This window comes from Niallia circulans NBRC 13626 (assembly GCF_001591585.1).
Classification (GTDB): domain Bacteria; phylum Bacillota; class Bacilli; order Bacillales; family Cytobacillaceae; genus Niallia; species Niallia circulans.
The window spans coordinates 93,273-119,783 of record NZ_BCVE01000007.1; the positions used below are offsets into that span (position 1 = coordinate 93,273).

Consider the following 26,511-nt stretch of genomic DNA (forward strand, 5'->3'; position numbering starts at 1 on the left):
TAAACAGATAACGGCTGCTGAAACCGCCAGTCATTACTGAGGATAATCCCGTTCCTGACTGAAGTTTAAAGGTGGTAAGCAATCTTATCGTGTTAGGAAGTTCCCAGCATCCTTCCCTCTCTTGAAACCGTACAAGAAAACTATTGTCCTTATCATTACATGTATAAGTTATAGTTAATTTATGTACGTTATTATATGCTTTTCTAGACATAAAATCAAGGGAATTAAAGGGAAACTTACTTCATTTCTGTCTGTGTGCTTATTCTTAGAAAAAACTGTTCTTTATCTAAAAGTTGTACTCGTTCTTCAAAAATATTTAAAATAGTTCGCACAATAGGTAATTCTCTATCCTCTGTATACAAAAAGATAGTTTTCGGTGCGATCGCAAGCAATGGTCCTAGAGAATAGGGATCGATATAATGGGTAGAAGAAACAACATTTTTTTGATCATACAGCATCATTAGCTCTTGCTGGGGAATTTCCCGGTATTCTGTATCAAAAAATTGTATTTCTAGATCAATTAACACATGAATATGATTCACTTTTGCAGCCTTTTTGGAAAGGGAATTTCGCAAAGTATGAATAAACACCTGATATTCTTGTTCCATTTTGTACTCATCAATCGATAATTCTATGTATTTTATCAACTTTCCAATAAAAGACTTTAATCGAAAGGTCACAAAGGAATCAAAGGAAAATTCTTTATGTTGTTCTATTATGAAGTTATTCATACACTCTGAAAGACAACTCTTTATGTTTATCTCTTTTATTAAAGTGGTAAGTCCTTCCCGCTCTTCCTCCACTAAACTGTGAAGTATTTCTAATATACTCCGCTGTTCTAGTTCATCCATATAGAAATAACGATTTTTTAATATTTCTCTCGCCCAATCATCTGTTTTTATATGCAAGATAAAAGCGGTTAAGCATTTCTTTATCTCCTGACTGCTTCCATCTGTTTTAACGACTATACACTTATTGTCGTCGTCCACTCTGTCAAACGACTCCACATATTTTACCTGTTTCTTCAGTATGCGCAAAAATCTCAAAGCATCTTTTTGATCATGAAATTGAATTTCAATCAACCGTATCCCCCCTTTATAAAGAAGTCCTCGATTTCATATATATGGGGGGGAGGTAGAAAATAGACTTAAAATATGTATGCAGATTAATGGACGATTATAAAAAATAGTTAAAAAACAAAAAAGACAGACTATCCACTTAGTCTGTCCTCACCACTTTATAAACCAATCATAAAAAAAATAGGATAGCTCCTAATACGAGAGCATACAAAATAATATATCCTATATACAATTTTTGAAACGAAATAGAACGCTTTTCGCATCGAGTTCTAATATATGCAAGTAATCTTCTATTCTTTGTTATATACGTATAGGTTAAACCAAATACTAATAACGCTAGGATTATCTTATAGATTCCCGGGCTGTAAAAAGATAGAAAAAAGGGAATTAACAATAACAATATCGTTATTGATACAAAGAAAAGAAACTGATTATATCGCTTTATTGCTAATTTTTCCGCATTTGAAATTTCCGTCAACACACATTTCTCCTTCATAGAAATTGAAACTTTTTAACTTATTATAGTCGCTTATTTTTCCCTTTGACGCGAATAGGTGTAGATAAATAACGAATTCTCTCCATTACTCTCATCGCTTTCATCTTTTCCTCTTCTCCTCTTTGCGAATAAGTAAGATGATGCTCTAAGCCACTAAAGTCAAAATTGGACGTAAATAACGTTGGTAAATTCTCTAACATTCTGAACTGCAAAATCGGCCCAAGCACCTCATCTCGAATCCAACTAGACATTGTTTCTGCTCCGATATCGTCCAGCATTAAAATAGGCTCACGTTTTATACTTTCGATTTTATCATTTAATGTACTATCAGCAATGGAGCTCTTCATTTCTCTAAATAATTCAGGAACATATACAATCATAGAGGAAATTTGCTTTTGTGAAAGCTTATTAGCAATTGCTCCTAAAATATACGATTTTCCTACACCAAACTCTCCATAAAAATAGATCCCTTTATGTCTTTCACCAGGTTTATAATCTTCTACAAATCGGATAGCCGCTTCCACTGCCTCCATTCTCTCTCCGTCAAGATCAATGGTATTAAAGGAAGCCTCTAGAATATCCTTTGGTACATATAAGCTTTTAATCAGCTTCTCTTTTTTCTTCTGATTATCTTCCGTCAACTTACGGGGACAACGGTCATACTGAATCTCTATATTCCCTCTGACTATTACTAGACTAGGATGGTATCCCTGCATCATATTTACACATTCCTGAAGACTAGGGCATTTATTACAAGCTTTGCTTTGATTGGCATATTCATATAGCTTTATCATGCCAACATCAACCGCATTGGAAGTAAGCTCATCCTCATGCTCTCGTAGAAAGGCTCTTACATCAGGATGTGCAAGCACTTCCTGCTTCATAGCACGGTATCGTTCCTGAAAATTATTACCCGCACCAAATTTCTTTAAGGTATCGTTAATTCTTTCCACCGTTTACTCCACCACCTGATATTATAATTTTTTTATGCGTTCTTCCAGCTCACGCTTTTTTTGTTCCAAATCTTGATCGTTTGCTTCCTTAGAAGAAGTATTTCCCTCCGTTTTCTTCGTTCCTTCGTTATCCTGATTTTGCCCAAACCATTCGGGAATTTTTTCTGTCCGAATAACTTTTCGGGTTGACTTCGACTGTGGATTTTTTTTACCTTGAGCCCATTCCATATATTGCTTATGCTCTTTTTTGGCTAGAGCCATTGCCTCTTTTACTGTACGGATATTCTTTCTAACCCATTGGCCAGCAATCTTCTCCATATATCCCTTTGTCAATTTCATATCTGTTTTTAGCATAACATATTGAATTAGTACATTGATTACACCTGGAAGCAGCTTCTGCGAAAACATTATTTCTTCGATTATTTGCAAATCTGTTTTGGAAGGTTCTGCCCCTCCTGAAACGTCCTTCAACACTTGACGCGGGGAGGTATGATCTAAATAATAGATTAATTCTTCCTCTTGTGATTTTGGCGCATCAGTTGATGAATAATCCTTTTGCGGCTGTTTCCGATCCACTAACATCGGCAGCAAGTCATTATGTTGAAATTGATACCAATCACGAGCAGCTATTCTCAGTTCTTCAATATCAATCTCATCCTGTTGGTTAATCGCACTAATGACAATATTCTTCATTTGAATCGGATCAATTCCATAAATAAAGGCAAGATTATGGATTGCTTCCTTCACCTTTTTCGTAAATGCCTTTTTCGATAATAAAGAATCGTGTATTCCTGCATATAACAATTCAAAGTCAAAATCGCTCTTAGTAATTTGTATTCCAACTTGTTCTTCTCTTCCCATATAGGTTTGATCAGCAGTCTCTTCTTCCTCTAATTCATGCATTGCTCGAACAGCTCCACTATGATCAGACACAAACACCTCTTGGAAGGCTTTCGTTATGGGCTGAAAACTAGGATCCACGATTTTTTCATCCGAAAAGAATTTTTTCAATCTGCTATACTGTGCTTTTCCAATTTTTCTATATAAATAAACATTTAACATTCCATCAAGAAAATACTGAGCTGGTGATAAAGGCGGCTGTAGTTCATAGATAAACGACCGATTGCCATCTTCTTTCTTTAAATATGTTTTTAAAAGACCTATTCCTTCTAACTTTAATCTTGCTTCATATATATCATTTAAACCACAACTCATAAAATTCATTAAGCTATGATGTGTATTTGTCAGAGACCACAAGCGATTTTCTTCCACTTCTGCCCATAAGGTCATGTATAAAGCTAAACACTTTGTCCCAATTAATGGTTGATATAAGAAGGTGATTGTCTTTCGATCATAATCACTCAACAGTCCATTCACCGCTACTCGATATCTATCGACGGGAAGCAGGTCTTGCCAATGCTGAGACATACTCATCCTTCCTTTCTATTTCAATCCTTTCCGCCACAGGGAGGAAAGGCAAAAAAGAGCCAAAGAAATCTTTAGCTCCCTTAGTAATCTTTTCCATGTAACTTTTTAATCTTTTTTAATTAATTCTTTCAATTCATCAATAAACACATTAATATCTTTAAATTGGCGATATACAGATGCAAAACGTACATACGCTACTTCATCGATTTTCGCCAGTCGATCCATTACCATCTCACCGATTGCTTCACTTTTTATTTCGGAAGCAGCATTACTGCGAAGTTCTTTCTCTACTTCTGCTGTTATTTCCTCTAATTGTTTTAAAGCTACCGGTCTCTTCTCACAAGCTCTTATTAAGCCGCGCAATATTTTATCCCTGCTAAATTCTTCACGCGTCCCTTCCTTCTTCACTACAATCAAAGGAATTTCTTCTACCTTTTCAAAAGTAGTAAATCGATTCCCACAAGCTTCACATTCTCTTCTTCTTCGAATCGATTTATACTCATCAACTGGTCGTGAATCAAGAACGCGGGTGTTATTATGTTGACAGGTAGGACATCTCATCTCTATTATCAGCTCCGAATTCTTTGTTCCATGTATATACTTATCTTCATATTATATAAAATTACAAGCTTGTACAAGTAATTATCTAAAATTCTCTATTAAAAGATGAAATTCAGCGAGGGGAAACTCCCCATTTTTTTAAAATTCTATTTGCTTGGTGGATTGACTCTTCCATCGATCCATTATTATTAATTACTTCATCAGCAAGTGCAAGTTTCTCCTGTAACGGCATTTGAGCGTTTATTCTTTTAAGCGCTTGCTCATAACTTAAATCGTTTCTTTTCATTAATCGCGCAATTTGAGTATCCTGATCTACATATACTAAGATTGTTCGATCAACTGTATGATTTAATTTATTTTCAAACAGCAAGGGAATATCTAAAATCACCACTTTTTCGCCAGCTTCCACTGCTTGTCTCTGCTTCTCCTCCATCCTTCTTCTAACATCAGGATGCACAATACTATTAAGCACACGCCGTTCCTCTTCATTTGAAAAAATAATTTCTCCCAGCTTTTGGCGATTTAGCGTTCCATCTGAATGTAAAACTTCCTTACCAAAATGAGCCGCTATTTTTATATATGCTGGTTCTCCTTTTTCCACAGCGAGTCTTGATTCAATGTCCGCATCGATAATCGGAATATTTAGTGATTGATAATAAGAGGAAATTGTTGATTTTCCACTCGCAATTCCTCCCGTTAATCCAACTATTAACGTCATAAAAATACCTACCTTATTGATTTTTAGTATGTAACAAAATCGAGAAAAAAGCCTTCTCTTTTTAAAGGAAAGAAGATAGATAATTCTAAAGGCGATTAGCCAAGGAGGTTCACCGCCTTAAAAAAACCAATTTCATAAATAAAAAATTAAAGTTTAAAGATGCCAATAATGATTAGGATAATCCCAGGAATAAAGGAGAATTTATCCATATAACTTTTCTCTGAAAGAAATCTCCCTAGATAAATCCCTAATAAAACAAAGGAAGTACTCATAAAAATCACAGCAAGCGTTAAAAGTAATGGAGGAAATCCTAGCATAGAAGCACCAATTCCAGCTCCAAATGCATCCAAAGACAAGGCGAAACCTAACACAACTGCTTCTAGCCCAGTAATTGTTCCTGATTTATCAAAATCGGCTGTTAATGGCTTCTTTAAAATATTGATGACAATCCCTAAAGATTTTATTTCAAAATTAATAATATTCTTTTCTTCTGTTAGTATTTCTTTTTCCTTGCTTGGCTTAAAATATTGATAAAGAATCCAACCACCTAATAGGATTAAAATAATCCCACCTATACTCTCTGCAAACGAAGGGGAGAATATCCTTGAGATAACATGACCAACTAACATCGCAATCAGAAGTGTCAAACCGGAACAACAGGCGATAATCAAAATAGAATTTAGGGGCATTTTCATTTTTCGAAGTCCGTACGTAAAACCAACACTAAAGCTATCGATGCTAACAGCGATTGCTAATAATAAAAGAGAAAACACCTGGACCATAAAGATAAGCTCCTTCCAAATCAATAGTAATATACTATATGGAAAGAGCCCATCCAATGTTAATTCAGGATTATTGTTTTATTTTTTTTGGCAATTAGGACAAAAAACGGTTCCTCTTCCACCGACTATAATTCTTTCTAAAGTATGGCCACATACTTTGCACTCTTGGCCTTTACGACCATATACATATAGTTCAAGCTGGAACATTCCAATTTGTCCTTGGGTGTTTACATAAGAGCGGATCGTACTACCACCTTTTTCAACCGCTTCAGATAAAGTAGCAATGATTTCTTTATATAATTTTTCTATTTCTTTCTCTTCTAGAGAACTTGCTACTCTCTCCGGATGAATGCCACTCCGGAATAAAGATTCATCTACATATATATTTCCTAACCCAACCACAATCTTTTGGTCCAACAATGCTGTTTTGATACTGCGATTCGTTTTGGATAAACGCTCTGAAAAATTCGCTATCGTAAAGTCAGCAGCAAAAGGTTCAGGTCCTAATTGGGAAAGGGGCATGGCGTTTAATTCTTCCCCTTTTTTAAATAAATGCATAGTACCGAATTTCCGGACATCTTTATATCTTAGCTCTGAACCATCTTCAAAAAAGAAAATAACATGTGTGTGCTTATCAACTGGCTCTTGCGCTTGAAAAACTCCATATTTACCTTCCATTCGCAAATGGGAGACGATGGTAAAATCATTTGTTTCAATTAATATAAATTTCCCACGTCTTTTAACATCTAAAATGGTTTGACCAACCAATGCATCTGAAAATTCTTCCACATTTTCTGGTTTTTTAATCATTTTTGCCCATGATACAACCACTTCTTTTATTATTTTATTTTGCGTCAGCTGTTTCAGCGTTTTACGTACCGTTTCAACTTCTGGTAATTCTGGCACTTCTATCTCCTCCTTTCTTGTAAAAAATTTCTTTTGTATTTTATGGTTCGTAAAATTTGTTACTTTAAACCATCGCCTAATTATTACCATTGAAAAAATAGTAATCTTTTGGAAAACAAGACTTTATTATTTCGCATCATACCAAGTTGGGCCGTAAGAATAGTCCACTTTTAAAGGCACACTTAATTCAACTGCATGTTCCATTACATCTGGAACAATTTCTTTTAGCTTGTCTATTTCGTCTTTAGGAGCTTCAAAAATCAATTCATCGTGAACCTGCAGCAATAGTTTTGCTTTCAAACCTTCTACTTCCAAGCGCTTTGCCATATCAATCATCGCCTTTTTGATGATATCAGCTGCACTTCCTTGGATTGGTGTATTCATCGCCGTTCTCTCTGCAAAACTGCGAAGATTAAAGTTTCTGCTCGTGATATCAGCTAAATATCTTCTTCTCTGAAGCAAAGTGGAGACATAGCCTTTTTGCTTTGCATCTGCTACTATTTCTTCCATATAATTTCTTACTCCTGGATAACTTTCTAAGTAACGCTCAATAAATTTCGCCGCTTCTTTTCTTGTAATATGCAGACTTTGGGAAAGACCATAATCACTAATACCATATACAATACCAAAGTTAACTGCTTTAGCGTGTCTCCGCATATTGGAGGTTACTTCGTCAGCTTCTACATGGAAAACAGACATAGCTGTTTCTGTATGAATATCATGATCTTCTCTAAATGCTTCGATTAATTTCTCATCATTAGCGATATGAGCAAGTACCCGTAACTCTATTTGACTATAGTCAGCCGCAAAAATAACCCAATCCTCTTCTGTCGGAACAAACGCTTGTCTTATTTTTCTTCCTTCTTCTAAACGAATCGGGATATTTTGCAAATTAGGATCAATCGAGCTTAAGCGACCTGTTTGTGTTAGTACCTGGTTAAATCTTGTATGAATTCTTCCATTATGGACCACTTTTTGCAAGCCTTCTATATAGGTTGATTGCAATTTCCCCAGCTGTCTATATTCTAATATTTCTCTAATTACTTCATGTGAACTAGCAAGTTGCTCTAATACATCAGCAGATGTGGAATAGCCTGTCTTCGTTTTCTTGACAACTGGCAATCCAAGTTTTTCAAATAAAATCACACCAAGTTGCTTCGGAGAATTAATATTAAAGGTTTCACCAGCCAGCTCATAAATTCGACCTTCAATTTCTTTCAACCTTTCGGAAAGCTCTTGCCCCATTGCTTTTAGTCGAGATACATCCACCTTTACTCCAGTTGATTCCATATCAGCAAGTACCAAGCTTAAAGGCATTTCTAAATCGTAAAATAAAGCTTCTTGATCGTTCTTTCTCAATTCATCTTCCATTTTCTCTTGAATAGCCTTCAAAGCGAATGCTTTTCTCACGAGATGGTCTGCTAATATTTCTTGTTCGGGAACCTTTCTTTTTGCTCCTTTTCCATAAAATACTTCATCTGATTGCAAATTAGTAAAATCATATTTTTTAGCAACAGAGGCAACATCTTCAATGGTTGCAGAAGGATCCGCTAAATATGCTGCGATAAGAACATCAAATGTAATTCCTTTTAAATGAATTCCTTGATGACGTAACGATACTTCCGATCTTTTAGCATCATAAACAATCTTTTCTTTCTTTTCATCTTCTGCCCAATTTTTAAAAGCAGACGACTTTAAAGCATGGTCAATTGGAAGATAGTATGCGCCGTTATCATTTAAAAGAGAAATTCCCAGAATAGGTGCATAATGATAATTATCTTCTAGTACTTCAACATACATCATATTTCTATCAGAAAAAATATCCTCTGTGATATTTTCCACTGTTTTAAATTCGATATCTTCTAATACAAGTTCTTCTTTTTCTGGTGCATCTCCTAATTTTTCAAGAAGAGAATTAAAGCCAAGTTCTTTAAAAATCTCCTTTAATTTCTCTATTTGCATGCCCGGAAATTCTGTATCTTCTAATGTTATGGTTAAAGGAGCTTCTCTGAAAATAGTAGCAAGTTCTTTACTCATTAAAGCTTGGTCCTTAAATTCTTCTAACTTTTCCTTCAGCTTTTTACCACTTACTTTGTCAATAGATTGGACTAAATTTTCTAAGGAATCAAATTCCTTCAGCAGTTTGATAGCTGTTTTTTCACCAACACCAGGAACACCCGGAATATTATCTGAGCTATCCCCCATTAGACCTTTCATATCAATAATTCGGTCAGGTGTCAGTCCATATTTTTCTTGGATATGGCTTGGAGTATAGGACTCCATATCTGTAATTCCTTTTCTGGTGATATAGACAGTTGTCTTATCCGAACTTAATTGGGTTAAATCTTTATCTCCAGAAATAACAACCACTTCAAAACCATCTTTTTCTCCTTGAAGAGAAAGTGTTCCGATAATATCATCAGCTTCATAATTTTCTAATTCGTAATGATGGATACCATAGGATTTCAACAACTCTCTAATATAAGGGAATTGCTCCGATAATTCTGGTGGCGTTTTTTGACGCCCCCCCTTATATTCACTAAACGTTTTATGACGGAAAGTTGTTTTCCCTGCATCAAAGGCAACAAGAGCATGTGTTGGCTTTTCTTCTTCGATAATTTTCATAAGCATCATAGTAAAACCATAAACAGCATTAGTGTGCACACCTTTATCATTGTTTAATAGAGGCAAAGCAAAAAACGCTCGATACGCAATACTATTACCGTCAATTAAGATTAATTTCTTTTTCAAGAAATCCTCCTCCATCCTTTTAATAAGGTATATTTTCTCGTATATAAACGGGGATTATTACACGACTCAATACTATTTATTTTACATGACATATTCATAAATGTAAAAAAGCAGAGATTGTGATAAAAGAGGTCTTACTAGACACGTGCATATTTCACCCTACAAGGAAATATGCGTGCAGTACACATCTTTTAACAACAAACTCCGCTATTTTTACAGAAGAAAAAAACAATTTAGGTATATCGACACTGGCATGGATTAGAGGATCACAATTCTACCACCAATCATTTACGATTCCTTTCCTGCCATACCCACTATTAAAAGGGGAAGCCAAAAGCGGGGTAGCTTTCAGCTTAAGTCCTTAACCAAATGGATAAGGGGGACTTCAAAAATAATTGTACCAACAAAGTGTAAACCCACCATAAACCAAATGTAAAAACAATGTAAAGGAGGTAGAAAAGTGGAGGAGGCTGTTTATTGGTGTACAAACTGGAGACTATCGACTGAGATAAAGGATACACGACGAACGATAGAGAGTCGATGTTGACTTATCGTAGGGAGATCGTCGGAAGTTTGCTAACCGATAGGCTCCGCAGCTAGACAATGAAAAGCGGAAGGTACCGTTTAGCGCCTTGTAAACTGGAGCGATTCTCTCAAGATAAAGGATACACCATGAACGCTAGTGAATGGATGTTGACTTATCGTAGGGATAATCGTGAAGTTTAGCTGGCGCTGGTACCTAGAGCTAGACAAGTAGAAAAGCGGAGGAGGATGTTTATCGGTGTACAAACTGGAGACTATCGACTGAGATAAAGGATAATCTTCTTTCTGAAAATAATTAAAACCCCAAACAATTATACGAAATTTTCAGCACTTTACGTATAATCGTTTGGGATTATATTTGGTTAAAAAACTTAATCTCCAGTCTATTTCCTAAAATGGAAATTCCTTATGGAAAATAACAGTGAAGGTCGTTCCTTCTCCCATTTTACTCTCTACTTGAATGGTTCCTCTATGAAGTTCTACTAAATGCTTCACGATCGCCAGTCCTAATCCAGTACCTCCAGAATTTCTACTTCGCGCTTTATCCACCCGATAAAAGCGTTCAAATATTCTAGGAATTTCTTCTTGCTCTATTCCAATCCCAGTATCTTGGATTTTCACTTCGATTTTCCGTTTCTTTTCCACGACATAGACAGTGATTTCTCCATCATTCGGGGTATAGATGACCGCATTCGTTATAAGATTTAGAAAAACTTGCGTTAATCTACTTCTATCACCCTCAATTTGAATAATTTCATTCGCTTGAGGAAAAAATAGCTTAATATTTTTCGCTTCTGCTCTACCTTTCAACATTTTTGTCGCTTTATTGAGAATTTCCACCAGATTAAACTCCTCTTTATTTAAGGCAAAATGGTGTTGTTCCAATTTTGATAGATCGAGAAGGTCTTGAATTAACGTCTGTAATCGGTGACTCTCTTTTAAAATAATTCGTAAAAATTCCTCTAACGTCTCTTTATCTTCCATAGCACCGTCAAGAAGTGTTTCCGAGAAGCCTTTAATAGAAGTAATAGGTGTTTTTAATTCATGTGAGACATTGGCTACAAAGTCTTTACGAATTTGCTCGAGCTTTTTCAATTCTGTTATGTCATTAAAAACAAGTAAAATCCCCATCCATCGGTCATTCGTCCCTATAATAGGCACTCCGTATACTTGGAAACTTTTTTTCTCATTTTTAATTTCAAGGGTCATTTCTCGGATTACCTTATGCTCAGTCATAAATATTTCTTCCGCTAGATCCATCACTTGTCTGTATGGAATGACTTTGTAGTATTGTTTATAGAGATAATCAGCAGAACGGACAAAGAACATATCCTTATAGGATTTATTGATTAAATTGATATATCCTCTGCTATCAATTAATAGTAATCCACTACTAATACTCTCAATCAATGTTCCTAAACGATCTTCTTGAATTTCTTGTGCTTTTACCATCTCTTGCATATCTTTAGCTACTTTATTTAGCGAAGAACTAAGTACTCCTGTTTCATCTACTCGATCTTCATAGGTTCTCGCATGATAATTACCATTCGCTAAATCGACAGCAACTTTAGTAGCCGACTCAATGGGTCTTATATAACGATAAATTAATTTATAGCCAATTAAATAAATCACTAAAAGCGACAAGAAAAATGAAGCAAAAATAATCCAATTAATGTGCTGATAAGCATTTTCTATTTCTTCGATTTTTGCACCAATTAATAGATATCCTAATCTCCCCTCTTCACCAGTTAACTTTTGTTGATAAAAATGAAAGTTAGGATTTCCATTAATAGTTACCGCTTTAGCTTTTTCATTTGAAAGCAGTCTCTGCATTCGATTTTCATATTCTGTATCTGTCTGCAGTTCTCCTTCGTTGAAGAGAATCTCTCCAGTTTCATCCATAACAGTAATTTGTATATCTAATGCTTCGCTATATTCTTGTAATAAACGATTATTAATGTCTAACCCTTCGCCATTTTGCATTATTTGATTTGCGATTAAAGTGCCTTCTCGTTTCAATCGACTGTCAAAGGAGTCCATAAACGTCTTTTTATTATATGATTCGATAAATATTGCTACGAACAAAAACACGATAAATATAGTAAATAAAACACTCGCCATTAATCGAGATTTAAAGCTCTTCATTTACTTTGGTTCCTCTAACTTATAACCTAATCCACGAATCGTTTTAATATATATTGGTTTTTTCGTATTCTCTTCAATTTTTTCACGTAAGTGACTAATATGTACATCTACAATTCTTGTATCTCCGACGAAGTCATAATTCCAAACTGCACTTAATAGTTGATCCCTTGTAAGAACTCTTCCCTTATTTTTTACAAGATATAATAATAACTCAAACTCTTTCGGAGTTAACTCTAATAAGTCTCCTTTGAAATATGCTTCATAATAATTAGGAAGAACTCTTAGTTCGCCTATTTTTATACCATCGTCCTCTTCTTCGTCTACTTCATCCGAGGCTGCTGGCACTTGCATTTGAATTCGTCTTAATACAGCTTTAATTCGAGCAATGACTTCACGGGGGCTAAAAGGTTTAGTCATATAATCATCTGCACCTAGTTCAAGCCCTAAAACTTTGTCAAACTCATCGTCTTTAGCTGTTAACATTAAAATAGGAGTTAACACTTTCTGTTGGCGTAATTCTTTACAAACATCCATCCCATCTTTTTTTGGCAGCATTAAATCTAGTAAGATGACATCTGGATTAGCAGTTAGTGCTAGATTCAATCCTTCTTCTCCATCCATGGCAGTTAATACATCATAACCTGCCTGTTGTAAATTATACTTAAGTAGAGTTACGATAGATTGTTCATCATCTACAACTAAAACCTTTTTCTTCATATACAGCCTCCAAATATGTTAATTCCCCTAAAGTCCCCTTATACCTATTTTCATTATAATATATTGTTCACTAAAAATGGAAAAAACATTTATTTCCTGTTTACAAATAGGAAATAGTACTTAAACCTTTTCGTATTCGTCTCTGATAAAGCATCAAGCTTTATTGATTAAATGAAATACAAAAAATCGGCTAGCTCTTTTTTATCGAGCTGCCGACTTTTATACTTAATTTAATACTGTCAATACACTACGAACGGAGTGAACAGATTTATCTAGAGCTGCCTTTTCTTCCTCTGTTAACTCCAGTTCGATAATTTGTTCGATTCCGTTTCCGCCAAGAATTGTAGGTACACCTAGATAAAGATCGTTATAGCCATATTCTCCTTCTAAATAAGCGATGGTAGGTAGGATACGTCTTTGACTTTTAATTATAGCTTCACACATATCTACCACAGAAGCTGCTGGAGCATAATAAGCGCTTCCGTTTCCAAGTAAATTTACAATTTCCGCTCCGCCAATTCTTGTTCTTTCAATAATCTCATCCAAGCGATGTTTTGGAATTAGTGCTTCTAATGGAATACCACCTGCATAGGAATACCGTATAAGCGGAACCATATCATCACCATGTCCGCCTAATACAAATCCTGTAATGTCCTTAACGGAAAGATTTAACTCCATTGCCACAAAGCTTCGAAAGCGTGCTGTATCTAAAACACCCGACTGCCCAATTACTCTATTTTTAGGAAAGCCCGATTCTTTATAAACAGTATATGTCATAGCGTCAACAGGATTAGTGAGCACGATAATAACAGAATTAGGCGAATATTGAACAATTTCCTTAGTTACCGATTTCATAATTGCTTGATTTGTCTGCACAAGATCATCTCTACTCATACCCGGCTTTCTAGCCATACCAGCAGTTATTACGACAATATCAGAATCAGCTGTATCTTTATAGTCGGAAGTTCCCGTTATATTTGCATCAAACCCTTGTACAGGACTTGCTTCAAACATATCCAATGCTTTTCCCTTTGTGGAGTTTTCATTTCGCGGAACATCTAATAATACGATATCACCAAGTTCTTTTTGAGCAAGCAAAAAAGCAGTTGTGGCCCCAGTAAAGCCTCCACCAATGATGGAAATTTTCTTACGTTTAACCATATTATTTCCCCCTTATTAGACCGAGAATGAATGAAGCCCCCAATAAGCAGATACTAAGCAGAGTCCCCTTTTACTCTATTTAGTAAATACTTTTCCCAGCTTATCTCATTCTAATCCAATACCGTAAATCTTCTATTTTGGACAAAAAGGAAGAAGAGATGAGACAATCTCTTCTTCAATTTGTTATTAATTCATGTTCTTAATTAATTCATCACCGAACTCGGAACATTTCACTTCTGTAGCACCATCCATTAGACGAGCAAAGTCATATGTAACAACTTTGGAAGCAATTGTTTTTTCCACGGATTGAATCACTAATTGTGCAGCTTCAGTCCAGCCTAAATGTTCAAGCAATAGAACACCTGAAAGAATAACAGAAGATGGATTTACTTTATCTAAACCAGCATATTTAGGAGCAGTTCCGTGTGTAGCTTCAAAAATAGCATGGCCAGTTTCGTAATTTATATTTGCTCCAGGAGCAATACCGATTCCACCCACTTGTGCTGCTAAAGCATCAGAAATATAATCTCCGTTTAGATTCATTGTCGCAACTACATCAAATTCTTTTGGACGAGTAAGAATTTGTTGTAAGAAAATATCAGCAATAGAATCTTTAATAATGATTTTACCTTCTGCTTCTGCTTGAGATTGCGCTTTATTTGCTGCATCAGAACCCTGTTCTTCTTTAATACGATCATACTGGGCCCATGTAAATACTTTATCTCCAAATTCTTTTTCAGCTAATTCATAACCCCAGTTTTTAAATGCGCCTTCTGTATATTTCATAATGTTTCCTTTATGTACTAGAGTTACCGATTTACGACCTTCTTTAATCGCATAATTAATCGCAGCTCTTACTAAACGACTTGTTCCTTCTTCTGATATCGGCTTAATTCCAATTCCAGATGTTTCAGGGAATCTAATTTTATTAACTCCCATCTCTTGTTGTAAAAAGTTAATTAATTTAGAAGCAGCCTCTGAGCCCTTCTCATATTCAATTCCTGCATAAATATCTTCAGTATTTTCACGGAAGATAACCATATCTGTATCTTGAGGTCTTTTTACCGGAGAAGGAACTCCTTCAAACCATCTTACTGGACGTAAACAAACAAAAAGATCCAATTCTTGGCGCAAGGCAACGTTTAAAGAACGAATACCGCCACCAACTGGTGTAGTCAATGGTCCTTTTATAGCAATTAAATACTCTCTAATTACATCCAATGTTTCAGAAGGTAACCATTCCCCTGTTTCATTAAATGCTTTTTCACCAGCTAATACTTCTTTCCAAACAATTTTCTTTTCCCCATTGTATGCTTTTTCAACAGCTGCATCCAAAACTCTTGATGATGCTGCCCATATATCTGGTCCAATTCCATCTCCCTCAATATAAGGTACAATCGGATTTGCTGGTACATTTAATACTCCATCTACTACTGTAATTTTTTCTCCTTGCATGTTTCTATCCCTCCGTAAAAAATAGTTTCCTTTTCCAATGTAACAACGTTCATTGGAAAAAGAATGAAATAAATTTATTATAACAAGCTTTTATAAGCTAATTATATTTACTATTCTGACGAATAAAAAAGGAAAACGCCAATACGCAAAGTAAATTAACCCATCATTAAGTATATATTATTCTATTACTCTATGGGAAATTATATCCTTTTTTTATCGCTCTTGAACTGGAATATATTCCAAACGCTCTGGCCCAATATAATCTGCTCTAGGTCGAATAAGGCGATTATTATCATACTGCTCCAGAATGTGAGCCAGCCAGCCAGAAACTCTGCTTACTGCAAAAATCGGGGTGAATAAGTCATGATCAATACCTAAACTATGATAAACAGAAGCTGAAAAGAAATCTACGTTTGGAACTAAATTTTTCTCTTCTTTTAACAGTGTCTCAATCTTAACACTCATATCATATAATTGAGGTTCACCCGTCAATTGTGTTAATTTTCTTGCCATTTCCTTTAAATGTTTGGCACGAGGATCGCCCTTTCGATATACTCGATGGCCAAATCCCATTATTTTTTCTTTGTTGGCCATCTTTTCTCGAATATATGGCTCCACATTTTCAATGCTTCCGATTTCTTTCAGCATTTTCATTACTGCCTCATTTGCCCCGCCATGCAACGGTCCTTTTAATGCCCCAATAGCTGAAGTAATTCCAGAATATACATCAGACAATGTAGCTACACACACTCTTGCAGTGAATGTAGACGCATTCAATTCATGATCAGCATGAAGTACAAGTGCTTTATTAAAGGCTTCAATAGCAATCGCCTCTGGTTCTTTGCCATTAAGCATATAAAGGAAATTAGCAGCAAATCCTAAATCTTTTCTTGGCGAAATTGGTTCCAGCCCTTTTCTTAATCTTGAAAAAGCTGTTACGATAGTCGGAATTTTCGCTTGAAGTCTTACAGCTTTTAAATAGTTTGCTTCAGAATCCATTGCATCGGCGTGTTCATCATACGCTCCTAGTAAAGACACACTTGAACGAAGTACTGCCATTGGATGTACGTTATTTAATGGCATTAGCTTCATTTGTTCAATCAAAGAAACAGGTAATTCAGCATTATCTGCCAATTCTTGTTTTAGCTTTGCCAGTTCCGTATCAGTTGGCAACTTTTGATGCCATAATAAAAACACTACTTCTTCAAAACTGGAATGCTCTGCTAACACATCAATATCATAACCCACATAAGCAAGTGAATCATCTATAATGGAACTGATAGAAGATGTTGTAGCAATAATCCCCTCAAGCCCTTTTGTAACAGCCATACATATCTCTCCTTTACAACTTTTCTTTAATAGTTAGTACAACTCATTCAAACTCCCAGTATTGTCCCTGTTGTAGTTACCAATATTGTGAAAATCTGTAAAACAAAACAATGGAATTCATCTTAAATAAATGTTTACTATTTTGTTAGATTAACTGAATATGTACCAAAAAATCAATTAATAATGTAATTCGGATTTATTTTATAAAAAGATGGAGGGAGTTTTTTTCAAAAATTAAAGTGAGCATAAACTAATTGAAAATGCTTACATTTTCAATTAAAAAAATAAACTATTTGGTACGTTATAGATGAGATAAACTGTAACTACACATTCATTATAAACAAAAAACTTCAAAATGTCTCATATTTTATACTTAAAAACTGTAGATATAGTAAAAAAAATTTTTTCTAATTCTCCTTTACACTATATTTCTTTCTTTTTAAAATTATACCATAAATTCCTATAGCCTGTCTTTTATCTTACAACGGTAAATTAGAATAAGAGAGCGGATTAGGTTATCCACTCGACTACTTTAATGGCTGCATACGCTATTCCCGCCCCAATCAATGGTCCTACTGCCACTCCATTGAAAACCGATACAGACAAAATAGTTCCTAGAACAAGTGCTGTTGTAATTTCTGGAGAATCGGCTAGTAAACTAACTCCTCCTTTTGCGAGCAGAGCAACCATAATTCCAGAAATTAAAGCTATCCATGCATACGGTGATTTAAAGGTAGCTGTAAGATCTTTAAAACCAATATCTCCAGTGGCTATCGGAACAAGAACAGCTATCGTAATAATCGTTACGCCCCAATTGATACCTTTAGATTGAATCAATGAAAATAACTTACTATCTACCCCAATTAGTTTCAGCACTAATAAGAAAATAACTGCGATAATCAAGGAATTGTTTTTAGCTATAAGAGCAATTGCTAACAGCAAATATAGAAATAAATATGGCTGGCTAAATAAAAACATAACTAACTCTCCTTTTCGAAAGCAATTGACTTAAAAATTCTCTCTTCTTTATTTAAATTAAAAAGCAGGAATTTCGATTAAAAAAGCATAAGTATAGAGAATATAAATAAAAAGGAATATATATAATCTATATCTAGTTCCTAATCACTAATGACCCATTTTCTATTATACTAAAAACGGGAGGATTGACTTTGAATTTAACTTATCTTAACCGAACAATTCGGTTTATCATAGTGATAGCAGCTACATTCCTATTATTTGTTAGCTTTTTTTATTTATCCAAAGTAACTTATCCTTTTATTATTGGATTTCTGATTGCTTTTTTAATGAATCCACTCGTTAATTTTCTACAATTCAAATGCAAATTACCAAGGGCTTTTGCTGTTGTTTTAAGTATTTTACTCATTTTATCCGTTTTTGCTGGTTTGGTTTCTTTACTAATTGCTGAAATTGTAGCAGGAGCTGCCTATCTTGGAGAAGTTGTTCCCAAACATATAGACATCATTATTCGATACATAGAAGATTTGTTCGCAGCGCAAATTATTCCATTATATAATAAAATTTCTCAAACGTTCAATAATCTCGGTACTGGTCAACAAGATACCATTATGACAAATATAGATAAAGTGGGCGAACAAGTTGGAACGGTAATGGGAGATTTTTTACAATCCTTCTTTCTTAATATTCCTATTTTCCTGTCCTGGTTTCCAAATGCAGCAAGCGTCCTCATTTTTTCTCTATTAGCTACTTTTTTTATCAGCAAGGACTGGGGACGGTTATCATTAAAAATTGGAAAGTTCTTTCCTTCCAAGTGGTTAAATAGTGGTAAAACAGTATTCTTTGAATTAAAAAAAGCTTTGTTTGGTTTTTTAAAAGCCCAATTAACGCTTGTTTCCATTACGACTGTCATTATTCTAATTGGTCTGTTAATACTTCGAGTGGATTATGCTATTACTATTGCACTGTTAACTGGAATTGTAGATATTATCCCCTATCTCGGTACAGGGTTAATCTTTGTTCCATGGATTATTTACGAAATTATCACAGGGCAGATTGTGCTGGCAATTGGATTGTCCGTGCTATATATTATTGTTTTAGTTCAAAGACAAATCATGGAGCCAAAAATCCTTTCTTCCAATATCGGACTTGATCCATTAGCTACTTTAATTGCCTTATTTGTTGGTTTTAAGCTTTTTGGTTTTATCGGACTTATTGTTGGTCCAGTTTCCCTCGTTATCGTGACTTCCCTGCACCGAGCAAATGTATTTCATGATATATGGAAATTTATTAAAGGGGATAGTGAAATACCAAAATAAACGCATATAAAAAAAGAAGCTGGAATATTAACATTCCAACCAATTTATACCGAACAATTATACGGAGATGCTAAAAAACACTTCGTATAATTGTTTGATTTTTTATTCATTAAAAAAGGTTTGTAGTAACGAGCCGCAGACTGAATATACTTCACTTTTCATAGGACTATATCTAAGCCGCTTTGTTTTGCCCCACCTTTTCTATACTTAGTATGTTAACCATTTAATAAGGACCTCTAATAGCGTTTTTGACCTTTTCCTCATAAAATGTTCTCAATCTCTGTAATTCCTCTGTATTAAATGGTTTTTCCTCTAATGCCTTTAAATTCTCATTGATTTGCTGACGATTTTTGAAACCAGGAATGACACAAGAAATACTCGGTTGATCCAATATCCAGCGTAATGCTGCCGCTGCCATTGATTGACGACTTTCTCCAATCCAAGCAAGCTCATCTGCTAATGCAACGCCTTTTTCAAATCCAAGTCCAGCAAATGTTTCTCCTACATTAAAAGCTTCCCCATTCTCATTAAATTTACGATGATCATCTTTCTCAAAAGTATGCTCCTTTGTAAATTTCCCAGTAAGCAATCCACTAGCCAACGGAAGGCGCACAAGAATACCGACCCCCTTCCTCTTTGCTTCAGGAATCAATAACTCAAGTGGCTTTTGTCGAAAAATATTAAAAATTATTTGTAGAGCCTTAACGTTAGGATTCTGCAAGCATATAAGTCCTTCTTCCACTGTTTCGACACTTACTCCATAATGGCGAATTTTACCTTCCTCTTGTAATTTATCAAGCACTTCAAAAACTCTCCCATCTTTTAAAATTTCTGTTGGTGGACAATGGATTTGATATAAATCGATTGTTTCTCTATTTAATCGCTTCAAACTATTTTCACAGTACTGGCGTACCCTTTCCTCCGAATAAGTCTCATTTGCGAAAATATCGCCGCCACGACAAAACTTAGTGGCAATATGAATTTGATTCTCTTTCCCCTTCGTTGCCTTAGCAAGAAGCTCTTCGCTATGTCCATCTCCATACACATCGGCCGTATCAAAAAAATTTACGCCTTTTTCCATCGCCATATGTAAGGATTTTAATGCCTCTGTATCATCGACTTTTCCCCATGAACCACCAATAGCCCATGTACCGAAACTTACTTCACTGATTTTTAGAGCTGTATCCCCTAAATTTCTATAATTCATTTCCATTAGCACCTCCACCAGCTATGATATTTTTGATTTTTCTTGAATGGCCACTATAAAAAAGAAGCTAGAATTTCCTCAAGTAAAATACCCTATTTTTCTCTAAATAGATAACCACTTCTATAGAAATTATATCAATTGCATATAAGTTTGTATATTAAATAAACAAACCAACTTTATCAATCACCTCTGTTTGGTTAATAGATAAACTGTAGTATAATTAATCAATTAGTAGAGGGACCTTTCAGAAAGAAATGATATCCTATGAAGTGCAGAAAAAATAGAATACGAGGGGATTGCGAACAGGATGCATATTACTTGGAATCAGCAGTTAGTAAAAAAAGAAAATAAGTCACTTTGTTTAAATTTAATCAAAAACACTGCTCCTATTTCTCGAGCAGATATTGCCCAGCAAACAGGATTAACAAAAGGGACTGTTTCCTCCTTAGTATCAGAGCTTATTAACGAACAATTGATCTATGAATCAGGACATGGTGAATCTAATGGCGGAAGACGACCTGTTATGCTGCTATTTAATGAGATGGCCGGTTATTCCATTGGTATTGACTTAGGTGTTAACTACATTTTAGGAATTTTAACTGATTTGCAAGGGAATATCATATACCGTATAAATGAAAAATATGAAAATTTATCTTATGAAGATACACTCCGGACAATAAAAAAGATTATTACTACTTTGATAAACGCTGCTCCTAAATCTGTTTATGGAGTAATTGGCATAGGGATTGGGGTACCAGGGATTACAAATATGGACGGTGACATTCTCCTCGCTCCAAACTTAGGTTGGAATAATGTTTCACTAAAGAGCCAGCTGGAAGAAGAATTCCATCTTCCTGTGTTAGTTGAAAATGAAGCAAACACTGGGGCCTATGGAGAAAAGAAATTCGGAGTAGGTCAGCCTTATCAAAATTTAATCTATGTAAGTGCAGCCATTGGAATTGGCGCTGGAATTATCATTAATGGAGAATTGTATAAAGGAGCACTCGGATATTCTGGAGAAATCGGCCATATGACCATTCAAAAGGATGGATTAGAATGCCGCTGCGGCAATAAAGGTTGCTGGGAACTTTATGCTTCCGAACAATATCTACTTAACAAAGCTGTCGAATTAAAGTTAAGCATAAATGGTCAGGTTTATTTGAATGATTTGATTGAGCTTGCCGACCAAGGAAATACCCAAGCTATCCATTTATTTAATGAAGTTGGCTATCATCTAGGTGCTGGAATTATTAATATTATTCATATCTTCAATCCAGAGCAAATCATTATTGGCAATCGACTTACCCTAGCTAAAAAATGGATAGAGCCACAAGTGAAAAAAATAATTAACAATTATACTCTACCCTTTCACCATTCCCAGCTTGCTATCCAATTCTCTGATATCAATTTTGCTTCCTCTGCATTAGGTGCTGCAGCCTTTTCAACTGAGAATTTTTTAAAATTTATGCTTCATCCAGAATAATAATACCTCTTTAGATTTAGATGAAGCATATATATATTAAGTTATTCTGGCTTTATTATTCGATATTTACTACTTAAAAGTAAGTAAACTAGAAAAGGATAAACAATTATCACCTTAGATACTTTCGCCTTTTTAATCGATGTATTCCAAAAATTCAGCCATTTTTAGGGTGAAAAAGTCCATCTGCCACTAAGGAAACCGTTGCATTTGTAGTAATTAATCCATTTGGATGAAGGGATTTCTCTACAAATGCCGCTTCATCTATTTTATATCTTATCTGAAAAAAAGCGCTGTATTTTATTAACATCTTCTCTTTCCCGCTCATTTCTTCCACTCAAGTCCAATTTATGCGGCAACTCGATAGGAATCCCTATAAAAATGCCATAATCCTTTCTAATAATACATTTCCATTTTATACGATTTTCTTATCTCTCCTCTTCTCTACTTTTATAAAATATTTTAGACATTATTCTTCAGCTTAACAAAATTTCGAATACTGCCCATTAGAATAGACCGCTATCGTTTATAAATAATCACGGTTAGATCCCAACATTACTTCCTGACTCAAGGTTGAATAAGTATTTAGCCTCTTTCTAAAAGCTTAGAGATACTTGGATAAAGAAATTCTCCAAATAGAATACAAAAATCCCAACTGGTTGAGCATAATGAAATTTTCCGGGAAATATTATTTTGATAACATGTTCCATCTTTTTTCCTATGTTAACCTCGGCTTCTGGCCATTCTAGAAAATGATGGGTTTACCAAAGTGAATATTTAACTATTTATATTTATAGGATAATAGTGAGGATTTACCTCAACCTACTACTAAGGGGACTAAATAAAACTATAAATCTACAATTTCTTTAAGGATTAGTGGAAGATCTTTTAAAATTTAATCTGTTATTATTAGAGAGTATGTTTAAACACCTGAGTATGCCATAAATCCTCCATCAACTGGCACACTAATCCCCGTAACAAATCCACTTGTTTCTTCATTCACTAGCCATAGTAATGTTCCCAATAAGTCCTCTGGTTTTCCTAATCTTTTTACTGGTGTATGAGCTAATATTTTCTTCGTCCGCTCTGTATAAGACCCGTCTGGATTTTTAAGCAGTGCTTCATTTTGCTTTGTTAAGAAAAAACCTGGAGCAATTGCATTGACCCTAATTCCTGTTTCAGCCATATGAACAGCTAACCATTTTGTAAAATTCTCTATCCCAGCTTTAGCTGCACTGTAAGCAGGTACTTTCGTCATTGGACTTGGAGCGCTCATAGAGGATATATTTATAACTGTTCCACTTTTTCCAACCATTTGTTTCGAAAATATTTGGGTAGGAATTAATGTACCGATTATATTTAAATTAAATACAAAGGAGAATCCCTCCATTGTTAAATCAAAAAAACTAGTAATTCCTTCTTTATCAAGATCTTCTAATCGCAGAATTTCTTCTGAAGTAATTCCCTTTGGATGATTTCCTCCAGCCCCATTAATAAGAATGTCGCAGTTTCCAAAAGTATCAAAGACTATTTTTTCCGCTTCCTTCACACTATTTACATCTACAACATCACATGCTATAGCAATCGCCATACCACCTTCGTTATTAATTTCCTCCGCTACCTTTTGCGCTTTTTCATATGTACGATTCAAAATGGCTACCTTTACTCCTTGTCTGCCTAACTCTTTCGCCATACAGCCACAAAGTACGCCCCCACCTCCAGTAATAACTGCTACTTTTCCGGATAAATTCTTCATTAATGGTAACATTTTATCTTCCTCCTAACTTTTTTCTTATAATCTCTAAACTACTTCTCTTTCCATCTATATGTATCCTTCTAAATCAAAATTTCTTTTGAATGAAATGAAGAGTTTTTAAACTATTTTTTATATAGAGTCATTTCTTAGTACTTCTCCTTTTAAAACACTTTTAAAATCGATCTCGATTCTTTCATTTATGAACCTCGAATAGGTGATGCATCATATTTTTCACTTATATTGTTAGAAGGAGATCTTTTCAAAAAATTACGATCTATATGTTTAAGCAGCTCTCTAGAATTAAACGTCATTATCCATGCAAGCAAACTAGCAATGAAAACAATTAAAAAATCAGTAGTGATTACTGTTGCAACAGCAGTTAAAAAGAGAATCAATATATTACCTATTGTTTCTTTCCATTTTATGAATAGATAATACGCAGACAACTTTATTAAATCCCTTATTCGAAAAGTATATTTCGCATTAATTATTAACATATTTATACTAAGCATTGTCCAGATAAGCGTAAGTGCAAGCACAACAATAAAAATGATTTGATTAACTGGTGTTATGGTTATTTGAAGGTATTGTAAGTCGATGAATAAGACAAAGAATACAGCTAAGATTATTATCCACAGAAAAAATGTGCCTTTTAAATTCGATCGATATCCATAGAAAAAGTCAGTTGTCGGTGATAGCTCTTTCGTTCTTACTAATTTCTCCATCGAATAAAGCAGTCCAGATATAGCAGGTCCAGACGGTATTAAGGCAAGAGCATAGATGAGTATATTTGAAAACGATGGTGTTAATGTCATGAAGAAAAAAATAAAGATGAGATTTGTTACGACAAAATAGATATTCGTTAGTAAAATCCAGTACACATAATTACAAAATGTATATAAAATTCCTTGCCCAAACTCTCTTTGCTGCTTCATCCCTGTCACCTTCTTTCAGAATATAATAATATTACCAGCAGTGTGTGTTTCTTTATTCCCCACTGCTGGTTAGCCTCACATAACAGAACTCTTAGGAGTAGTTTTAAGTTAGTTCTTCTTGCTGCCCTTCATTAGGATGGCTAGGAATTAACTTATCCATTTTATTTATTTGTTATTTTTCTTGTATTCTTGATATGTCTTATTTGCGGTATCCACATATTGCTTTAATCCTTGACTTTGTAATTCTTTTACAAAAGCATCAAACTCACTTAAATCACGTGTTCCCAAAATAAACTTTAATGTATTTTGATTCGTATAGTCTTTTAAAGGTGTACTTTGTAATGTTGCTTTTTCTCTGTCTTCAATTGAATATGGAATTAACGGATCAGTTGGAATTGGTGTTTTTACTGCTTTCATATCATTTTGGAACTTAATCTCTTCTTCACTCATCATCGAATGAAGTAAATCGGTTGTTCCTCCATAGGAAAAAACTCCACCAGAGAATCCATAGTCAACCCGTAAATCCTTTGTTCCCTTTGGATTTAATCCATTGTAATTAATATCATCCATTAATTTTCTTACTCCATCTTCCTTCGTGAATGTTGTTCCTTCTACTCCCCATTTAGTGAATTCCTGCCCTTCATCACTGTAATATAGCCAGTCAATAAACTGAAGAATTGCTTCAAAGTTTTCACTTTCTTTAATTTTGGAGGTAATCATTACACCATTTTCTAATCTAGAGCCTGACATTAATTGACCAGCAGGACCGCCGGGAACAGTAATTTTGGAGATAGAATATTTCCCTTTACCTAACGTTTTATCCATATCAACTCGATGGAGGTTGATTGTTTGAGAATTTCCATTTATAATGAATGATTTTCCTGTTACAAATTTCTGTACCGCTTGATCATCGCTTTGTGTAAAGCTCTCTTCATCTAACAATCCTTCTTCTACTAATTTGTGAAAGTATGTGAGCATTTCTTTATAGTTATTTGTTGTTGCTGCATACACAAATTTATCAGCATCTTGATCATACGATAATCCATTTCCAAATCCCCAACCAGCTTTCGTTCCGAAACTTGTTGCGGCAATATTTAGTGTACTGTTAAATGTAAAACGATCAGAGAATGGAATAGAATCTGGATAGATTTCTTTTAATTTCTTCATTGCTGTATATAATTCATCCCAAGTTGTTGGAATAGCAATATTATTTTCTTCAAAGATATCGGTTCTTACAATTAACGTATAATCTGGCCAAACCTCTTCATGTAAACCTGGCAAGACATAGAACTTCCCATCATTTTGTCGTAATGTATCTAATTCTGGACCCATATCCCATTTTTCAATTTTTTCTTTGAAGTGAGGCATTTTATCAATGTAATCGCTTACCGGAAGTGCCGCCCCCGATGCCACGAAGGCAGCTTCTTCTCCTGGATAGGTTTTTGGAATAACGATTGGGGCTTCTCCTGAACTAATTAACAAACTTCTCTTTTGCGTATAATCACTTAATGGAACAATTGTCGGCTTCAAGGTAACATTCGTAATTTCTTTTATCTTATCCCATAATAGCCAGTCTTTTTTATACGGATATGTCGGCTGATCCATAAATAAAATAGATAAATCAAATGGCTCTGTTGCTTTAAATGTGTCACCTGCGGTATATGATTCCATTGCACCTTTTGTTGCTACTTCCACTTCCTTACTTGCTGAATCATCCTTTGAACAAGCAGCAGCAATTATTACGAACACTATTAGACCTAGAAATAACCCAACCTTTTTCCAACTTTCTTTCATGGCATTTCCTCCCCTTATATA

Annotated in this window: 21 protein-coding genes and 1 other annotated feature (1 of these 22 cut by a window edge); of the genes, 2 read left to right on the top strand and 19 right to left on the bottom strand. The window is 34.8% G+C overall.

The annotated features are described in order from the left end of the window. Positions 1-165: a binding site (T-box leader), on the bottom strand; it reaches 76 nt to the left of the window's first position. Positions 166-236: 71 nt separating this feature from the next. From ytxC to BCI01S_RS11055, 14 genes are all read right to left on the bottom strand, one after another. Further along, on the bottom strand, positions 237-1,082 hold the full coding sequence (gene ytxC / locus BCI01S_RS10985; RefSeq protein WP_047941897.1) for a sporulation protein YtxC: 846 nt from the start codon (positions 1,080-1,082) through the stop codon (positions 237-239). A 516-nt stretch (positions 1,083-1,598) separates the two neighbouring features. Then, entirely contained in the window at positions 1,599-2,528 is a 930-nt protein-coding gene (gene dnaI / locus BCI01S_RS10995; protein WP_047941895.1) for a primosomal protein DnaI, read from the bottom strand. Positions 2,529-2,549: 21 nt separating this feature from the next. Continuing rightward, complete coding sequence (locus tag BCI01S_RS11000; RefSeq protein ID WP_047941893.1) at positions 2,550-3,956, bottom strand: replication initiation and membrane attachment family protein; 1,407 nt, start codon at positions 3,954-3,956, stop codon at positions 2,550-2,552. Positions 3,957-4,061: 105 nt separating this feature from the next. Continuing rightward, a complete protein-coding gene (gene nrdR, locus BCI01S_RS11005; protein WP_047941891.1) occupies positions 4,062-4,517 on the bottom strand; it encodes a transcriptional regulator NrdR in 456 nt (151 codons plus the stop codon). A gap of 112 nt (positions 4,518-4,629) precedes the next feature. Next, positions 4,630-5,235: a dephospho-CoA kinase gene (gene coaE, locus BCI01S_RS11010; RefSeq protein ID WP_047941890.1), complete on the bottom strand. Its 606-nt coding sequence runs from the start codon at positions 5,233-5,235 to the stop codon at positions 4,630-4,632. Between the two features lie 146 nt (positions 5,236-5,381). Further along, positions 5,382-6,017 (bottom strand): sporulation membrane protein YtaF, encoded by a 636-nt coding sequence (ytaF, locus tag BCI01S_RS11015; protein ID WP_047941889.1) that lies wholly within the window; start codon positions 6,015-6,017, stop codon positions 5,382-5,384. 78 nt (positions 6,018-6,095) lie between these two features. Continuing rightward, positions 6,096-6,923, bottom strand: a complete 828-nt coding sequence (gene mutM, locus BCI01S_RS11020) for a DNA-formamidopyrimidine glycosylase (RefSeq protein ID WP_047941888.1) — start codon at positions 6,921-6,923, stop codon at positions 6,096-6,098. A 126-nt stretch (positions 6,924-7,049) separates the two neighbouring features. After that, entirely contained in the window at positions 7,050-9,674 is a 2,625-nt protein-coding gene (gene polA / locus BCI01S_RS11025; RefSeq protein WP_053215650.1) for a DNA polymerase I, read from the bottom strand. A 933-nt stretch (positions 9,675-10,607) separates the two neighbouring features. Further along, the gene (gene pnpS / locus BCI01S_RS11030; protein ID WP_061798703.1) at positions 10,608-12,362 is read right to left on the bottom strand and encodes a two-component system histidine kinase PnpS; all 1,755 of its coding nucleotides are present in this window, start codon (positions 12,360-12,362) and stop codon (positions 10,608-10,610) included. Continuing rightward, positions 12,363-13,079, bottom strand: coding sequence for a response regulator transcription factor (locus BCI01S_RS11035; protein ID WP_047941884.1), 717 nt, complete (start codon positions 13,077-13,079; stop codon positions 12,363-12,365). It abuts the gene before it with no gap. Between the two features lie 225 nt (positions 13,080-13,304). Beyond that, positions 13,305-14,240 (bottom strand): malate dehydrogenase, encoded by a 936-nt coding sequence (gene mdh, locus BCI01S_RS11040; protein ID WP_047941883.1) that lies wholly within the window; start codon positions 14,238-14,240, stop codon positions 13,305-13,307. Positions 14,241-14,426: 186 nt separating this feature from the next. Next, complete coding sequence (icd, locus tag BCI01S_RS11045) at positions 14,427-15,695, bottom strand: NADP-dependent isocitrate dehydrogenase (RefSeq protein WP_047941882.1); 1,269 nt, start codon at positions 15,693-15,695, stop codon at positions 14,427-14,429. Positions 15,696-15,908: 213 nt separating this feature from the next. After that, positions 15,909-17,024 (bottom strand): citrate synthase, encoded by a 1,116-nt coding sequence (gene citZ / locus BCI01S_RS11050; protein WP_047941881.1) that lies wholly within the window; start codon positions 17,022-17,024, stop codon positions 15,909-15,911. 510 nt (positions 17,025-17,534) lie between these two features. Further along, positions 17,535-18,002: a DUF441 domain-containing protein gene (locus tag BCI01S_RS11055; RefSeq protein ID WP_047941879.1), complete on the bottom strand. Its 468-nt coding sequence runs from the start codon at positions 18,000-18,002 to the stop codon at positions 17,535-17,537. A 191-nt stretch (positions 18,003-18,193) separates the two neighbouring features. On the opposite strand from BCI01S_RS11055, the gene ytvI reads away from it, so the two are divergent. Continuing rightward, positions 18,194-19,318, top strand: a complete 1,125-nt coding sequence (gene ytvI, locus BCI01S_RS11060; RefSeq protein ID WP_061798705.1) for a sporulation integral membrane protein YtvI — start codon at positions 18,194-18,196, stop codon at positions 19,316-19,318. A gap of 223 nt (positions 19,319-19,541) precedes the next feature. Here the strand turns inward: ytvI and BCI01S_RS11065 are convergent, their stop codons facing one another. Beyond that, entirely contained in the window at positions 19,542-20,525 is a 984-nt protein-coding gene (locus BCI01S_RS11065) for an aldo/keto reductase (protein ID WP_061798793.1), read from the bottom strand. A gap of 307 nt (positions 20,526-20,832) precedes the next feature. Between BCI01S_RS11065 and BCI01S_RS11070 the strand changes: the two genes are divergently transcribed. After that, a complete protein-coding gene (locus BCI01S_RS11070; RefSeq protein WP_061798707.1) occupies positions 20,833-22,008 on the top strand; it encodes an ROK family transcriptional regulator in 1,176 nt (391 codons plus the stop codon). A 154-nt stretch (positions 22,009-22,162) separates the two neighbouring features. On the opposite strand, the gene BCI01S_RS25245 is transcribed toward BCI01S_RS11070, so the two are convergent. The 4 genes from BCI01S_RS25245 to BCI01S_RS11085 all read right to left on the bottom strand — a co-directional run bounded on the left by BCI01S_RS25245 (position 22,163) and on the right by BCI01S_RS11085 (position 26,490). Continuing rightward, entirely contained in the window at positions 22,163-22,333 is a 171-nt protein-coding gene (locus tag BCI01S_RS25245) for a hypothetical protein (RefSeq protein ID WP_156485417.1), read from the bottom strand. Positions 22,334-22,927: 594 nt separating this feature from the next. Next, the gene (locus BCI01S_RS11075) at positions 22,928-23,773 is read right to left on the bottom strand and encodes an SDR family oxidoreductase (RefSeq protein ID WP_047941876.1); all 846 of its coding nucleotides are present in this window, start codon (positions 23,771-23,773) and stop codon (positions 22,928-22,930) included. A gap of 185 nt (positions 23,774-23,958) precedes the next feature. Beyond that, the gene (locus BCI01S_RS11080) at positions 23,959-24,696 is read right to left on the bottom strand and encodes a DUF624 domain-containing protein (RefSeq protein WP_061798711.1); all 738 of its coding nucleotides are present in this window, start codon (positions 24,694-24,696) and stop codon (positions 23,959-23,961) included. A gap of 165 nt (positions 24,697-24,861) precedes the next feature. Further along, entirely contained in the window at positions 24,862-26,490 is a 1,629-nt protein-coding gene (locus BCI01S_RS11085) for an ABC transporter substrate-binding protein (protein WP_047941873.1), read from the bottom strand. Between the last annotated feature and the right edge of the window lie 21 nt (positions 26,491-26,511).

Bases quoted from the DNA above. Each gene is read 5' to 3' on its own strand.
- mdh (WP_047941883.1), bottom strand. From the start codon at position 14,240: ATGGTTAAACGTAAGAAAATTTCCATCATTGGTGGAGGCTTTACTGGG.
- BCI01S_RS11065 (WP_061798793.1), bottom strand. From the start codon at position 20,525: ATGAATTATAGAAATTTAGGGGATACAGCTCTAAAAATCAGTGAAGTA.
- BCI01S_RS11075 (WP_047941876.1), bottom strand. From the start codon at position 23,773: ATGTTACCATTAATGAAGAATTTATCCGGAAAAGTAGCAGTTATTACT.
- BCI01S_RS11035 (WP_047941884.1), bottom strand. From the start codon at position 13,079: ATGAAGAAAAAGGTTTTAGTTGTAGATGATGAACAATCTATCGTAACT.
- BCI01S_RS25245 (WP_156485417.1), bottom strand. From the start codon at position 22,333: ATGAGCGGGAAAGAGAAGATGTTAATAAAATACAGCGCTTTTTTTCAG.
- coaE (WP_047941890.1), bottom strand. From the start codon at position 5,235: ATGACGTTAATAGTTGGATTAACGGGAGGAATTGCGAGTGGAAAATCA.
- BCI01S_RS11080 (WP_061798711.1), bottom strand. From the start codon at position 24,696: ATGAAGCAGCAAAGAGAGTTTGGGCAAGGAATTTTATATACATTTTGT.
- BCI01S_RS11085 (WP_047941873.1), bottom strand. From the start codon at position 26,490: ATGAAAGAAAGTTGGAAAAAGGTTGGGTTATTTCTAGGTCTAATAGTG.
- icd (WP_047941882.1), bottom strand. From the start codon at position 15,695: ATGCAAGGAGAAAAAATTACAGTAGTAGATGGAGTATTAAATGTACCA.
- nrdR (WP_047941891.1), bottom strand. From the start codon at position 4,517: ATGAGATGTCCTACCTGTCAACATAATAACACCCGCGTTCTTGATTCA.
- ytaF (WP_047941889.1), bottom strand. From the start codon at position 6,017: ATGGTCCAGGTGTTTTCTCTTTTATTATTAGCAATCGCTGTTAGCATC.
- citZ (WP_047941881.1), bottom strand. From the start codon at position 17,024: ATGGCTGTTACAAAAGGGCTTGAGGGGATTATTGCTACAACATCTTCT.
- BCI01S_RS11070 (WP_061798707.1), top strand. From the start codon at position 20,833: ATGCATATTACTTGGAATCAGCAGTTAGTAAAAAAAGAAAATAAGTCA.
- BCI01S_RS11000 (WP_047941893.1), bottom strand. From the start codon at position 3,956: ATGTCTCAGCATTGGCAAGACCTGCTTCCCGTCGATAGATATCGAGTA.
- BCI01S_RS11055 (WP_047941879.1), bottom strand. From the start codon at position 18,002: ATGTTTTTATTTAGCCAGCCATATTTATTTCTATATTTGCTGTTAGCA.
- pnpS (WP_061798703.1), bottom strand. From the start codon at position 12,362: ATGAAGAGCTTTAAATCTCGATTAATGGCGAGTGTTTTATTTACTATA.